Source organism: uncultured Sulfitobacter sp. (genome assembly GCF_947500075.1).
Lineage (GTDB): Bacteria > Pseudomonadota > Alphaproteobacteria > Rhodobacterales > Rhodobacteraceae > Sulfitobacter.
Map to the genome: position 1 here is coordinate 82,706 of NZ_CANMQS010000010.1, position 14,504 is coordinate 97,209.

A 14,504-nucleotide genomic window follows, 5' to 3' on the forward strand; every position below is an offset into this window, starting at 1 on the left:
CGCCGCCTCTGCGGTTTCTAAAGCGAGATGCGGAACCGCGCGAAGCCGTCCGGGCCATCGCCTGCGGCTTCGATATCGGCGTCGACCTGATCCAGATAGGCGCTTGCCGCTGGCCCTGTATCAAAGAGTACCGTCGTGCCTTCCATCGGCGCAAAGGACCAATTGCTGTCCGCGCGCGGGCTGATTGTGCCTTTCTCCACGATGTAGCGCACGATCACGTCGCGGTTGGTGTCGGGGCCTTCGAAAACGGTTGTCTGCGCAGAGGCACCGGGGAAGTTGCCGCCGCCACCGGCGCGGTAGTTGTTGGTGGCGATGATGAACTCTGCGCTCATGTCGAGCGGCGCGCCGTTGTAGCTGAGGTTCACGATGCGGCTGGCGTTGGCGTCCAGCAATTCGCCCTTTGGATCGTATTTGGACGGCTGCGACAGGTCGATCTGATAGGTCACCCCGTCGATCACATCGAAGTTGTAGCTGGGGAAGGCGGGGTTGATCAGCACCACGTCCTGCGCGCCCGGCGCAACCTGATTGAAGATCCCGGCGGAGCGTTCGAGCCAGTCCTTCACCTGCTGCCCCGTCACCCGCACCGCCCGCGCGGTGTTGGGGTAGAGGTAGAGGTCTGAGACATTCTTGATCGCCACGTCGCCTTTGGGCACATCGGTGAAGTACTCCGGCCCGCCGCGCCCGCCCGCCTTGAAGGGCGCGGCGGCAGAGAGGATGGGCAGGCCTTCGTGTTCGGTGCCCTTCATCATCTGTTCAATATACCACATCTGCGCGATGGAGACGATTTGCACGGACGGATCATCGGCCACCAAGGCAAAGTAGCTGTGCAGCGGTGCGTCGGTCTTGCCGACAGCGCGGCGGACGTAGGCCAGTGTTTGATCATGCTCGGCTTGAACGGAGGCCAGCACTTCCGGCACGCTGTCCACGAGTGCGGTGGTGGAGCGGTCCTCGTTGCGTTTGGAGATCGGGCGCGCCTCGGACACGGCGGAGACTACGCGCCAGTCGCTGCCGTCCTTTTCGATCAGCAGATCAATCAGGCCCATGTGGCTGCCCCAGAACCCGCCCATGGTGGCGGGGGTGCCCATTAGCGTGCCCGCATCCACATCGGCGCCTGCAAATTCTGCATAGCCGGGGGAGGGGAAGACGAGGTGGCTGTGGCCGGTCAGGATCGCATCGACCCCGTCGAGACCGGCCAGTGGTACGGCGGCGTTTTCCATGCCGTCGCTGGCGTCTGCTGCGCCAATGCCGGAGTGCGAGAGGACCACGATGATGTCCGCGCCCTGTTCTTTCATCTGCGGAATGTAGGCGCGGGCGGTCTCAATGATATCGCGGGCCTGCACCTTGCCTTCCAGATGGCGGCGGTCCCAGTTCATGATCTGCGGCGGCACGAAGCCGATGAGGCCGACTTTCACGGGATGCTCCATCCCTGCGCCATCGGTGACCTTGTGATCGAGGATCACGTAGGGGTCGATCAGGGTTTTGTCCTTGGTGGGATCGCTGCCCATCTCAAGCGCGACATTGGCGCTGACCACGGGGAAACTGGCACCCGCAAGGGACTTCATCAGAAAATCGAGACCGTAGTTGAACTCGTGATTGCCCAGTGTTGAGGCGTCAAACCCCAGCGTGTTCATGGCCTGAATGACCGGGTGCGTGTCGCCGTCTTTCATGCCGCGCTCATAGGCGATGTAATCGCCCATCGGGTTGCCTTGCAGGAAATCACCATTGTCGATCAGCAGGGAATTGGAGGCTTCATCCCGGATGGCGTTGATCAACGCGGCGGTGCGGGCAAGGCCAACCGTGTCGCGCGGTTTGTCGGCGTAGTAGTCGTAAGGGAACACATGTACGTGCAGATCGGTCGTCTCCATGATCCGCAGATGCGCCTGATTGGCGGCGGCATTGGCAGAGAACGGATGCAGCGCGATGAAACCTGCGGTGCTGGCCAGAAAGCCGCGGCGGTTGAGTGCGATAGACATGATTGAGAATCCCCCGTTTTGATTGCGTGTTCTGCGTATGGGGTGAGTGTAATCGGGGTATGACAGACCGCAAAGCCTGTTGACGCATTTCGAGAGGTTGGGCTGTCTGTTGCTGAATGTGCTGGCGTGGGGGGAAGGTGACCTCGCGTCGGATCGCAAAATGCGGGCCGACGGGCGCTTTTATGCTTTGTGCCATCGGTCTAGCCTTGTGATGCGCGGATGGCGGAGGCGGGATGAGCGACAGCACTTCAGACAATCGGGCCGAACCCGTTACCTTTGCATCGGGTGACCGCAGATTGGCTGGCACCCTGTTCCACCCGGCTGTGCCGCCTGTCGCGGTGGTGGTGCTCCATTGCGCGACCGGCGTGCCGCAGGGGTACTACCGTCATTTTGCAGCCTGGGTCGCGGATCGTTTTGCGGCGGTTGTGCTCACCTATGATTACCGCGACTTTGGCCAGTCCGGGACCGGGCGCATGCGGGCCGCCACGGCAACGATGGTGGATTGGGGGGTGCATGATCAATCGGCGGCTTTGGATTTTATGATTGCGCGCTATCCCGATCTGCCGGTGGATGTGATTGGCCATTCTCTGGGCGGGCAGACGGTGCCGTTTCATGCGCAGGGGCGGCGGGTCAGGCGGTTGATTGCCGTGGCCTCCGGATTGCCGTTCTGGCGCAAGCATCCTGCCCGCTACATGCCGCAGGTGATTGCGTTCTGGTTCCTGTTCGGGCCGCTGTTGGTTGCGATGCTGGGGTATCTGCCGGGCAAGGTTGCGGGGCTGGGTGCGGATTTGCCCAGCGGGGTCTATTGGCAATGGCGGCGCTGGTGCATGCGCCATGATTACTTCCTCGACGATCCCAAGGCGCCGCTGCCTGAGATGGCGCGGATCAAGGCGCAGGTTTCCCTTGTTGCGCTGGCGGATGACGTGATGGTGCCGCCGCACCGGGTTGAGGCGCTGCGCCGGATTTATCCAGCCGCTGATGTGCAGTTCGATGTGCTGTCACCCGGCGATCTGGGGGTTTCATCACTTGGCCACATCGCGCCGTTTTCCAAGAAAATGCAGGGGGTCTGGCCAGCGTTGGTGCAGCGCTGGGCGTGAGATCGGCGCGGCAGAGGGCTGCGCCTTGGGATGTCTCAACCGACCGCTGGCGCGGTCAGCCCATCCCACTCAAGACCGAATTTCTGCAGGTACTTGCGCAGCCGATCCGCGTCATTCTGGGTTTTGCGCCTTTCGCGCGACACCGCGAACAGGGTCCGGCCCGCCGCGCTGAGGCTGGAAGACTGGCGGCACACGCGGATCACCTGCGCCAGTTGCACCACGTCAAAGGGATCAATGTCCTCAGCCGCGGCGCCCATGGTCTCTTGCAGCAGTTGCGCGTCGCGATTGGCGTTGGAGGCGCTCCAGTCGGTCAGCAGGGTCTCGATCTCTTCGGCGACCATGGCGCGGGTGATGCGCCCGCGCGGGGCGAGGGTGCACAGACGGCGGACCGAGCCGCTGAAGTCGCGGAAGTTGCCGGGCCAGAGGGTTGCGGGGTTGGTCGCAAAACGCAGGTATTTCTCCCGCGCTTCCGCGTTGAAGCCGACCTGGGTGCCCAATGTGCGTTCCGACCGGGCCAGCTCATACCCAAGGTTCGCGGCCACGTCTTCGCGGCGGTCTCTCAACGGAGGGAGACGAAAGCTCCACATGTTCAGACGCGCCAACAGGTCTGGCCGGAACTGGCCCGTCGCCGCCAGCGCGCGCAGATCCCGGTTGGCGCCTGCGATGATCTGAAAGCGGCTCGACACTTCGTGGTCTGATCCCAGCGGATAGAACCGCCCCGTTTCAATTGCATGCAACAGGATGGATTGCGCATGCGGCCCCAACTCATCCACTTCATCGAGGAACAACACGCCACCGTCGGCTTCGCGCAGCAACCCGCTGCGTTCCGAGCCTGCCTGTCCCTGATAGCTGCGCCGCTGTCCAAAGAGCGCTGCCAGCGCGTCAGGGCCGTTCAGCGTGGCGCAATTGACATGCACCATCCGCCCCTTGACCCGGCGGCGGTCGAGCTTGAGGTTGTATATCCGCTCAGCCAGTTCGGTCTTGCCTGTCCCCGTTTCGCCCAACAGCAGCACCGGTTCATCGGAATTGCTGGCCACCAGTTCAATCCGGTCAATCAGCGCGTTGTAGGCGGGATTGCGCGTCTCGATCCCGCCTTTCAACTGGTCGCTGTATTCACGCGACAGTTGATCAAAGCGCTGTTGCAGGGCGTTGTAGCGGCTCAGATCAAGGTCGATGATGTCGAACTTGGGGGTGTCCTCATCCGGGCCGGGCGGGCCGGTCTGCACCAGTCGCGCAGGGATGTGGCGGCTTTCGGTCAGCAGGAACCAACAGATCTGCGCAACATGGGTGCCGGTGGTCAGGTGTACGTAGTAGCGCTCCCGGTCTTCGTCAAAGCCGTAGCTGCGGGCGAAGTCGAAGAGCTTGCCGTAGACTTCCTGAAAGTCCCAAGGGTCCTTCAGGTCGAGGGTCTGCAACAGCACTTCGGTGTCGGGGGAGGCTTCCTCGATCTCGCGTTTGACCTGATGGGCGAGGCGGTTGAACCGCTGGTCATGGAGGATTTCCAGCCGGTCGATCTGCACGTTGGGATGTGTTGCTAGGCTGAGCGTTGGTTTCCAGCGCCGTTTCTTGCCCATATCGAGCTTTGTGCCGAGGAAGCCGAGGACCACGTTTCGCATATCGTATTCATCTTTATATTTTACTATCCGGTTTTATCTTATATCAGAACGCCTTCAGTCTCGAAAAGGCTAATTATTATTTAAAAACAATGAAATATGTGATTTTAGGATTTCCCTCTGCCCTACCTCCGACTCATGTCAAAACCGTTCCACAACAAATGAGGAACGGAACAATGGCGAACAAATCTGTGTTTGCATCGATCACGGGGCGGTTGCTGCCGAAAGCGACAGCGACCAATGTCCATGGTGCGCCTGCCTATGCGTATTCTGACGCGCATGCTTTGGCGCAGGTGGCTGTGACAGGCACGTTCGGGGGCATGTTCTATCAGTCGCCGTCCGAGGAACTGGAATATGTTCTGGACGTGGCCGATGCGGTTGACCCGGTGTTTCTGGCGCAGGCGGCGATCTATGCCCGCCAGTCCGGGTACATGAAGGACATGCCTGCGGTGTTGCTGGCGGTGCTGGCCCGGCGTGATCCGGTTCTCTTCCGGGCGGCCTTTGGCCGTTTGGTCGACAACGGGAAGATGCTGCGCACTTTCGTTCAGGTGGTCCGGTCGGGCCAGACAGGGCGCAAGTCGCTGGGGTCCGCGCCGAAGGCGATGGTGCAGAACTGGCTCAACACCGCGTCCGACTGGGCGCTGCTGAACGCCAACATCGGGAATGACCCGTCACTGGCGGACGTGATCAAGATGGTGCACCCAAAGCCGGCGAATGCCGCGCGGGAAGCGCTGTTTGCCTGGGTTGTCGGGCGGCCGTGCGATCTGGCACGGCTGCCACAGGGAGTGCAGGACTGGTTGGTCTTCAAGGAGACCGGCACAGGTCCGCTGCCGGATGTGCCGTCCCAGATGCTGACGCAGCTGGAATTGTCTTCCGACCATTGGGCGCAGCTTGCGCGCAAAGGGTCCTGGCAGATGGTCCGGCAGAGCCTGAACACGTTCCAGCGTCACGGTGTCTTTGAGCGTGCCGAAAACGTGGATCATGTGGCTGGCTTGCTGCGCAACCGGGATGCCATCGCAAAGGCGCGGGCGTTTCCGTACCAGCTGATGGTCGCCGCGCAGAATGTGGCTGCGGATATGCCGCGCCAGATCGTGGACGCGCTGCATGACGCGATGGAAATCGCGGTGCAGAACGTGCCGGGGGTCGCAGGGCAGGTCGTCGTGTGCCCGGATGTGTCCGGGTCGATGACCTGGTCCGTGACCGGATACCGGCCGGGGGCCACCTCGGCTGTGCGGCACGTGGATGTGGCGGCCCTTGTGGCGGCGTCGTTTCTGCGGGTGAACCGGGGGTGTCAGGTTTTGCCGTTCGACTTTGACGTGCGTGACGTACGTCTGGAGCCGCGCGACACGATCCTGACCAACGCGGAGCGTCTGGCAGCATTGGGCGGGGGCGGGACCAATTGTTCAGCACCATTGGTGTGGTTGAACAAGCAGGGCCGCGCGCCGGATCTGGTGGTGTTCGTGTCTGACAACCAGTCGTGGGTGGATACCCATGCCGGAGGTCGTGGCACGGCGATGTTGAAGGAATGGGAAAAGCTGAAACGCCGGAACCCGAAGGCCAGACTTGTCTGCATCGACATCGCGCCATACGGCACCACGCAGGCGCAGACCCGAGCGGATGTGCTGAACATCGGCGGGTTCTCGGATGCGGTCTTTGACCAGATCGCCGCCTTCGCCGCCGGTCGCACCGGCCCGGACCATTGGGTGGGGGAGATCGGCAAGATCGACGTGTAAGAAAAGAGGTCAGGCGGAATGCCTGTGGGACTACAGCTTTACCCTGTCAGATGTCTCACAATCAGATTTGTCCGCCTGACCTTGCCTGAGAATTGAAACCCTTCGGAAATGCGTGGGTCGCGTCACGCCTTGGCGAAACGCCTTGTCGTCTAAACCATCGCAAGACGCCGTTGCGGCCTCCCCCTGAGGCCCCAGAAATTGAAAGGAACAGTACGCGGCGAATGCCGGTGGAACTACAGACTTCTAATCTCCTGGTCGCGGGTTCGATCCCCGCCACCGCATCCGCGGTGTAGCTCAGTGGTAGAGCGGGTGTTTCACCACGGTCGTTCTTTGCTTGCAAAACGACCAACTTGTCGCCGTGTCCAATGCGCCCGTCGCTCAGTGGGAGAGCAGCCGCTTTTTAAGCGGCGTGTCGTGGGTTCGATCCCCACCGGGCACACCAGAAAATACACAGGAGGAATGCCTGCGGGACTACATCTTTGGTTGAAGGCCTTTGGCCCTGCGGTTCGAATCCGCTGTCCCGCACAAACTTGTCCTCCTGAGCAGAAACGAAAGGAACCCCCCGGCGAATGCCGAAGGAACTACATTGCACACCTCCGGGGTAGCCGAGCGGGTTCAACTCCCCTCCTTGCAGGCGCCCAGACGGCAAACGCGTGGACACGCCACGCGGGGCGGGTCCCGATGTTTCTTCTGGTTGCCATAAACGCGACCGCTTTGTCGCCGGGGGGGATGTAGAGTGAGATGGAATGATGAGTGAAGAAAAGACAAACTACCCCGTCACGGGCGATCATCTGAAGGACTGGGGTCATCGCCCCGGCAAGCAGTTCGGTGCACTGTTGGTGAAAGCCAATGAGATGCGCGCCGAAGGCTTTGGCCTTGTGCGCATCCGGCAGGAACTGGAAAGCGAGATCCCGCCCGAGCCGGTGACGCACGACCTGCGCGCGCCGGGTGAGGTGCCGTTTTTTGAGAACATCGACGTGGCCCATCCCGATGAAGAGGACAACATCCTCAAGGTGCGGGAGACGATGACCGCCTTGATGCGCACGCCCACGATTGAACGTGGGGCGGTGATGCCGGATGCCTGTCCTGCGGGACCGGTGGGCACGATCCCGGTGGGCGGGATTGCTGCGGCGCGCAATGCAATCCATCCGGGCATGCACTCGGCCGATATCTGTTGTTCTGTGATGATCACGGATCTGGGTCATGCGGACCCAAAGACGGTGCTGGATGCCGCGCAATCGGTCACGCATTTTGGGCCTGGCGGGCGTCCGCAGGGCAAGCGGTTCACCACGTCCCTGAAGCTGATCGATGCGTTTCGCGAGAACGTGTTCCTGAACAACCCCAAGTCCCTGCGCATGGCGCAGGAGCACATGGGCACGCAAGGGGACGGGAACCACTTTCTGTTTGTCGGGCGTTCGCGCAAGACGGGCCGCACGGCGATGGTGACCCATCACGGATCGCGCGGGCCGGGGGCGGTCTTGTACAAGAACGGCATGGCCGTGGCGGAACGGTTCCGCAAGGTGTTGTCGCCGCAAACGGCCAAGCAGAATGCGTGGATCCCTGCGCATACGGAAGAGGGCATTGCCTATTGGGAAGCTCTGCAACTGATCCGCAAATGGACCAAGGCCAACCACAATGCGCTCCATCAGGCCACGGTTGAGGCCGCGAAGGTGGGTGAGGTGGGCGACCGGTTCTGGAACGAGCATAACTTCGTCTTCAAGCGGGGCGATCTGTTCTACCATGGCAAGGGGGCAACCCCTGCGTGGGGGGATTATGCGGCGGATGCCACAGGGTTGACGCTGATCCCGCTGAACATGTCCGAACCCGTGCTTGTCGCACGCGGCAAGGACCGGTCGGAGGGTCTGGGCTTTAGCCCGCATGGGGCAGGGCGGAACTTCTCCCGCTCTGAACACAAGCGGCGCATGGGATCGGTCACGCCCGAGCAGATGCTCAAGGCCGAAACCGAAGGTCTGGATGTCCGGTTCCATGCCGGTGGTGTGGATGCGTCCGAATTGCCGTCGAGCTACAAGAACGCGGGCAATGTGGTGGCGCAGATCAAGTCCTATGATCTGGCTGAGATCGAGGATTACATCGATCCCTACGGCTGCATCATGGCCGGTGACGTGCCGCCCTTCTGGATGAACCGGAAGAAGAAGGGCAGGCGGTAACACAGGGCAGACGAAAAGATGGGGCGGGCGCGCTTAGATGGCGCGCCCGTCCAGCAATTCCCCAAGGATCGGGTTTGGAAAGCGGCGGGCGATTGTGACGGCATAGAAGGTCTCACCGATCCCCGGAAGGCGGCCGGCTTCCAGCAATCGCCCGGTGGAAAGCTCATCCTGCACAACGATCGGGGGCAGCACGGCCAGCCCTGCACCTGCACGGGCCAGCAGGCGCATCATCGCCATGTCGTCCACCTCTGCCGCGATTTGCGGGCGGATACCCAGACGGTCGGTCCATGCGTCAAAACCGATGCGAATGCCAGTGTCCGCGATGGGCAGAATGACCGGCTCACGGGCCACCAGTGCCGCAAGATCCCGTTCTCCCGCGAGCCGCTCCGGAGTGCCGACGAGGCTCACCGGCTGTTCCGACAGGCGATGAGAAACGAATTGCGTCACGGAATCCCGCGCGGGCGGCTGGTTGATCAGGACAACATCAAGGTTCAGCCCCTCCAGCCCCAACAGCAAATCCGCGCTGGTGCCGGAGCGCAGGATCACCTCGACATCCGGGCGGTCCAGAATCGGACGCAGGAATTCCATCTGAAAGTTGCGCGACAAGGTGGCCAGCGCGCCGATGCGGATCGCCTGACGGCTGCGGCCCTTTTCCTGCAACGTGCCCAGCAATTCCTGACCGGCGGCAAAGATCGTATCGGCGTGGTCCAGCGCGATCCGCCCGGCTTCCGTCAGGATCAGCTGGCGGCCCCGGCGTTCAAACAGGGCATGGCCCAGATAGGCTTCCAATTGCTTGATCTGAACGGAGACAGCCGATTGCGACAGGTTCAGCCGTTCGGCCGTGCGGGTCAGGTTGCCATCATGGGCAACCGCCCAGAAGTAGCGCAGGTGGTGATAGTTGAATTCGGACATCTATCTATTAAACAGAACGAATTCGAATGAACAATGAATTTTTATGCAGGAAGATTGCCTGATATCGCTCCCGCAAGCTGCCATTCAGCCTAAAGGAGAGATACCCGTGACACCTGCTGTATTGCTATTTCTGGCCCCTCTTGCCCTCATCGCCGCATCGGTGATCGCCTTTCGCGGCCCGCAGATGCGCCCGCTCAGGGCGTTGCGCCTGATCGAAGCGATCAGCCTAGCGGCGCTGGGCGCTGCGGTCCTTTCCGGTCTTGCCGTGACGGCTGAAGGGGCCACAAGCACGGGTTTGATGGGCATTGCAGGTCTGGGCCTGTCTGCCCGTCTGGATGCGGTCAGCGCTGTGATGCTGCTGCTGGTCAGTTTCGTCGGCTGGGTCGTGGTGCGCTTTGCTGCAACCTACATGGATGGGGAGGCTGAGCAGGGGCCGTTCACTGGTTGGTTGTGCGCAACGCTCGCCGCCGTGATGCTATTGGTGATTGCGGGCAATGTGCTGCAACTGGTCCTTGCCTGGATCGCCACGAGCCTGTTTTTGCACAAGCTGCTGCTGCACTATCCGGGCCGCGTCGCCGCACAGCGCGCGGCACGCAAGAAGTGGATCACTGCGCGGCTGGGGGATGTGGCGCTGCTGGCGGCGGTGGTCATGCTCTATGTGCAGTATGGCACCGGGTCGATCACCGAGATCCTGACCGCAGCGCGCCTTGGGGAAGGGCAGGCGATGGCAGGTTGGATCGCGGCCACGCTCGCCTTTGCGGCCATTCTGAAGTCCGCGCAGTTCCCCACCCATGGATGGCTGACCGAAGTGATGGAAACCCCAACGCCCGTGTCCGCGCTGCTGCATGCCGGGGTGATCAACGCGGGCGGTTTTCTGTTGATCCGGTTTGCGGATGTGATGCTGCTGGCACCGGGCGTGCTGGCGGTACTGGCGATGCTGGGCGGGTTTACCGCCCTGTTTGGCGGGCTGGTGATGCTGAGCCAATCTGCGGTCAAAACCTCTCTGGCGTGGTCTACAGTCGCGCAGATGGGGTTCATGATCCTGCAATGCGGTCTGGCGCTGTTCCCGCTGGCGCTGCTGCATATCGTTGCGCATTCGCTTTACAAGGCGCACGCCTTTCTTGCCTCCGGCACTGCGGTGGACGGCGTGGCGGCCATCCGCCGACCCGGGCCTGTGGCCATTCCCAACGGGCTTGCCGTTGGGCGGGCGTTTCTGATTGCGCTGGTGATCTACGCTGCGGTGGCTTTCGTCTTTGGCATTTCCGGTAAATCGCCGCAGGCGATTGCATTGGGCGCCATTCTGATCTTCGGCGTGGCCTACCTTTTGGCGCAAGGCCTTGCGGACAGCGCGCCACGTGTCCTGACACAGCGCACAGCGGCCTATTCCGCGGCGGCGGCGGTGGGGTATTTCACCCTTCAGACCGGCGCGGAGTGGCTGATGGCGGGCACATTGCCTGCGACACCCGCACCCGGTCCGCTGGAATGGGCGCTGATCGCGCTGGCGCTGCTCAGTTTCGGCGTGGTGGCCGTGGCCCAAGCGATGTTCCCGCTCTGGGCGTACCACCCGGCGGCAGCGGGGCTGCGCGTGCATCTGTCCAACGGGCTTTATGCCAATGCCGTCTTCGACAAGCTGCTGGGCGGCTGGTCGACCACACGTTCCTCCTGACTTTTGACAAGGATCATACCGATGAACACCTCTTTTGCGCTTTCAAACGACACCCTTGCCAAAGCCGGTGATGCCGCCGCCCGCGCCATCCCGCCGGTCTGGCCGCTGGCCTCCTCCGTTGCTGTGAACCCGTTTCTGGGCCAGACGGAGGAAAATCTTGCGCAGGTCGGGGCCCGTCTGGGCCGCGTCGGCGGCGTGCCCGTGACCATGCCGCGTGCGTGGTACATGACCCGCCTTCAGGACGGCACCATCACGGATGCCGATATCATCGCAGCGCTGTCTGTGCAGACCGGGAAAGACCTGCCCGATCTGGCGGAGGTCAAACGCCGCGCTGGCATCGCCGCACCCTCCATTGCCCCCCAGCCGACCATCGCGGATCTGGCGGCATCCGCCTCTGGCATCGACTGGCCGGGGATCATTGCGGACCGGTTCGGGCATTGGGCGGCGGGCTACTTCGATCAGGGTCAGGCGCTTTGGGCGGCACCGCGCAGGCGCGGGGCCTATGATGCCTGGCGGCAAACCGCGACCCACGATCTGACGCCTGAGATTGCCGGGCTGAAAGGCTTTGCCCAGTTTGTCAGCGACAGGCCGGATCGGGCAGAGGATGCGCTGGTGCAGGGCGCACAGGCGCTGGGCCTGACGGAGGATGTGCTTGAGACATACCTGCATCAACTGCTTTTTACGCTTGGTGGCTGGGCACAGGTCGCGCGGTATCACCTGTGGCAGGCCGAACTGGCCGGGCAGGGGGACACCACCATAACCGACATCCTGACAGTGCGTCTGCTGTGGGAAGAAGCCCTGCTTGCGCAGTACAAGGCGCAGATCGGTGAGGAATGGGAGGCGGTCAAAGCCGTCCATGCCGTCCCCGTCATCGCGGGCGATGACCTGACCACCAACGCGATCCTGCAAGAAGCATGGGAGCGCGCGGTGCAACGCGACCTTGCGCAGCGCTTTGCCGCACCCGCACCTGATGCCAACCCGGACCGCCCCGCACTTCAGGCCGCGTTCTGCATTGATGTGCGCTCCGAAGTGTTCCGCCGCGCACTGGAGGCCGTTGACCCCGGCATCCAGACGCTGGGCTTTGCAGGTTTCTTTGGCCTGACCGCGTCTCACAAGGGCTTTGCATCGGATGTTGAGGAATTGCGCCTGCCGGTCCTGTTGAACGCGGGCGTCACTTCCACCGCGCGGGGGGATGATCCGCAGGCCGATCAGAACGCCCGGTTCAAGGCACGGGCCAGCCGCGCATGGGGGCGGTTCAAACTGGCCGCCGTTTCCTCCTTCGCCTTTGTGGAGGCAACCGGGCCGATCTATGCAGGCAAGCTGATCAGGGATGCGATGAACATGGCCCCGAACGACGTGCCGGGTGGTCCGGCCCCCCGGCTTGATCCGGCGCTGGGCCTTGCCGCCCGGATCGACGCCGCAGAGACGATCCTGCGCGCGATGTCCTTTACCGAGAATTTCGCCCGTCTGGTGGTGCTGGCGGGGCACGGTGCGAATGTGGTGAACAACCCCTTCGCCAGCGGCCTGCACTGTGGTGCCTGCGGTGGGTATTCAGGGGAAGTGAACGCGCGCCTGCTTGCGGGGCTGTTGAACGCAACGGATGTCCGGGACGGCTTGGCCGAACGGGGCATCACCGTGCCGTCCGATACTGTCTTTTTCGGTGCACTGCATGACACGACCACGGATGCCATGACCCTCTTTGCGCAGGATGTGCCATCGACCACCCATGCCGCTGATCTACGGCAGGCTGAAAGCTGGTTCACATCCGCGGGCGCCGTCACGCGGGGGGAACGCGCCTTGCGGCTGCCCCGCGCAGAGGGGGACAAAGACGTTGCCATCCGCAGCCGGGACTGGGCTGAAACCCGGCCTGAATGGGCCCTTGCCGGGTGCAAGGCTTTCATCGCGGCACCGCGCCACCGGACGGCGGGCAAAAGCATGGAAGGTCGCGCGTTCCTGCATGATTATGACTGGAAGAACGACAAGGGCTTTGGCGTGCTTGAACTGATCATGACCGCGCCTGTGGTCGTGGCCAGCTGGATCAGCCTGCAATACTACGGCTCTACGGTGGCGCCTGACACATTCGGTGCGGGCAACAAGGTGTTGCACAATGTCACGGGCGGGATTGGCGTCGTCGAAGGCAATGGCGGCACGCTGCGCGCCGGTTTGCCTTGGCAATCCGTGCACGACGGTGAGGGCTTTGTGCATGACCCGCTGCGGCTGTCGGTCTGCATTGAGGCGCCGCGCGAGGCGATGGCGGGGATCCTTGAACGGCACGACGGTGTGCGGGCGCTGTTCGACAACCGTTGGCTGCATCTGTTTGCACTGGACGAAAACGGCCAGATGGCATGGCGGTATGAGGGCGATTTGAAGTGGTCAAAGGTGGCCGCGATGGACATGCCTGAGCCCGACGTGAAACTGGCGGGCTAGGCATCACTGCCAGATGCCTCCGCATGCCGTTCGGGGCGGGATGCGGGGGCAGGGATCGCCCAAATCAATTGAGACCTGCGATTCCGGTTCTACCGCCGCCCCGCCGCAGATCGGTTCATTTTCTGCCCAGGAATGGCACATTCCCGCCTTTTTTCGGTGGATTAAGTCCATCTTGCCCAAAAGATCGGGCAAAAGAATCTCAATTAAAACAGAGATGTGACGTGCAATAGGCGGATTTCTGCCTGTATTTTGAACTTTTCCCAAATATCCCCGACTGGAGCCGCAAAGGGTCCCCAATTCGCCGTTAGTGCTCTGGTACTGCGTTGAAAAGGAACACTGAATGCCCGATACCGCTGCCAACCCGCTCGCCACGCCCACCGTCTTCTCCGATATCGAAAACAGAATATACTCAGGGACGGAAGGGGACTACACAGATCTCGGCCACCACGCCTCTCTTGAACTCACGTCTGGCACGATCTCCCTGAGCTTTTCGACGGCATGGCTGCCGGGGGACAAGGCGCTCATTTCCAAGGATGGGTCGGGGCGTGAGGATGGGGGGCATCTGACGGTCTGGATCAAGGACGGCACGCTGGTGGTCACGCAGGAGAGCGCGGACAAGACCGAGTGGCTCAAAGTGCCCAATCTGGTGCTGACCCAGGACAAGACCTATCAGCTTGCCGTCACCTTTGGCGAAGACGGGCTGGAGGTCTGGCTGGACGGCGCGCTGGTCGCGGCGGAGCCGACGTGGAAGCAGGGCATCGACATGAACGACCGCTCGCTGGTGATCGGCGGATCGCGGGCGTGGCGCGACAGCGACAGCAAGGATGCGCATTCGCTGTTTGAGGGTGAGATCGGCAACGTCATGGTCTTTGACCAGCAGCTGGGCGAAGGCCAGATGCAGGCGCTGGCAGCGGC

9 protein-coding genes and 1 tRNA gene are annotated in these 14,504 nt (G+C 62.4%); 7 read left to right on the forward strand and 3 right to left on the reverse strand.

What is annotated here, in order from left to right:
• Positions 1-17: 17 nt before the first annotated feature.
• Positions 18-1,973: a bifunctional 2',3'-cyclic-nucleotide 2'-phosphodiesterase/3'-nucleotidase gene (locus Q1A91_RS21875; protein WP_299882620.1), complete on the reverse strand. Its 1,956-nt coding sequence runs from the start codon at positions 1,971-1,973 to the stop codon at positions 18-20.
• Positions 1,974-2,206: 233 nt separating this feature from the next.
• Here Q1A91_RS21875 and Q1A91_RS21880 point away from each other — a divergent pair, with 233 nt between their 5' ends.
• Positions 2,207-3,070, forward strand: a complete 864-nt coding sequence (locus Q1A91_RS21880) for an alpha/beta fold hydrolase (protein WP_299882622.1) — start codon at positions 2,207-2,209, stop codon at positions 3,068-3,070.
• 35 nt (positions 3,071-3,105) lie between these two features.
• Here Q1A91_RS21880 and rtcR read toward each other — a convergent pair whose 3' ends face one another.
• A complete protein-coding gene (gene rtcR, locus Q1A91_RS21885; RefSeq protein ID WP_299882624.1) occupies positions 3,106-4,686 on the reverse strand; it encodes an RNA repair transcriptional activator RtcR in 1,581 nt (526 codons plus the stop codon).
• Positions 4,687-4,859: 173 nt separating this feature from the next.
• On the opposite strand from rtcR, the gene Q1A91_RS21890 reads away from it, so the two are divergent.
• The 3 genes from Q1A91_RS21890 to Q1A91_RS21900 all read left to right on the forward strand — a co-directional run bounded on the left by Q1A91_RS21890 (position 4,860) and on the right by Q1A91_RS21900 (position 8,584).
• The gene (locus Q1A91_RS21890; protein WP_299882626.1) at positions 4,860-6,416 is read left to right on the forward strand and encodes an RNA-binding protein; all 1,557 of its coding nucleotides are present in this window, start codon (positions 4,860-4,862) and stop codon (positions 6,414-6,416) included.
• Positions 6,417-6,783: 367 nt separating this feature from the next.
• Positions 6,784-6,858: transfer RNA gene (locus tag Q1A91_RS21895), tRNA-Lys, on the forward strand.
• 307 nt (positions 6,859-7,165) lie between these two features.
• A complete protein-coding gene (locus Q1A91_RS21900) occupies positions 7,166-8,584 on the forward strand; it encodes an RtcB family protein (protein WP_299882628.1) in 1,419 nt (472 codons plus the stop codon).
• Between the two features lie 33 nt (positions 8,585-8,617).
• Here Q1A91_RS21900 and Q1A91_RS21905 read toward each other — a convergent pair whose 3' ends face one another.
• Entirely contained in the window at positions 8,618-9,496 is an 879-nt protein-coding gene (locus tag Q1A91_RS21905; RefSeq protein WP_299882630.1) for a LysR family transcriptional regulator, read from the reverse strand.
• Between the two features lie 106 nt (positions 9,497-9,602).
• On the opposite strand from Q1A91_RS21905, the gene Q1A91_RS21910 reads away from it, so the two are divergent.
• From Q1A91_RS21910 to Q1A91_RS21920, 3 genes are all read left to right on the forward strand, one after another.
• Positions 9,603-11,162: a proton-conducting transporter membrane subunit gene (locus tag Q1A91_RS21910; protein ID WP_299882632.1), complete on the forward strand. Its 1,560-nt coding sequence runs from the start codon at positions 9,603-9,605 to the stop codon at positions 11,160-11,162.
• 21 nt (positions 11,163-11,183) lie between these two features.
• The gene (locus tag Q1A91_RS21915) at positions 11,184-13,589 is read left to right on the forward strand and encodes a YbcC family protein (protein WP_299882634.1); all 2,406 of its coding nucleotides are present in this window, start codon (positions 11,184-11,186) and stop codon (positions 13,587-13,589) included.
• Between the two features lie 340 nt (positions 13,590-13,929).
• The coding region (locus Q1A91_RS21920) for a LamG-like jellyroll fold domain-containing protein (protein WP_299882635.1) at positions 13,930-14,504 on the forward strand (575 nt) is incomplete at its 3' end.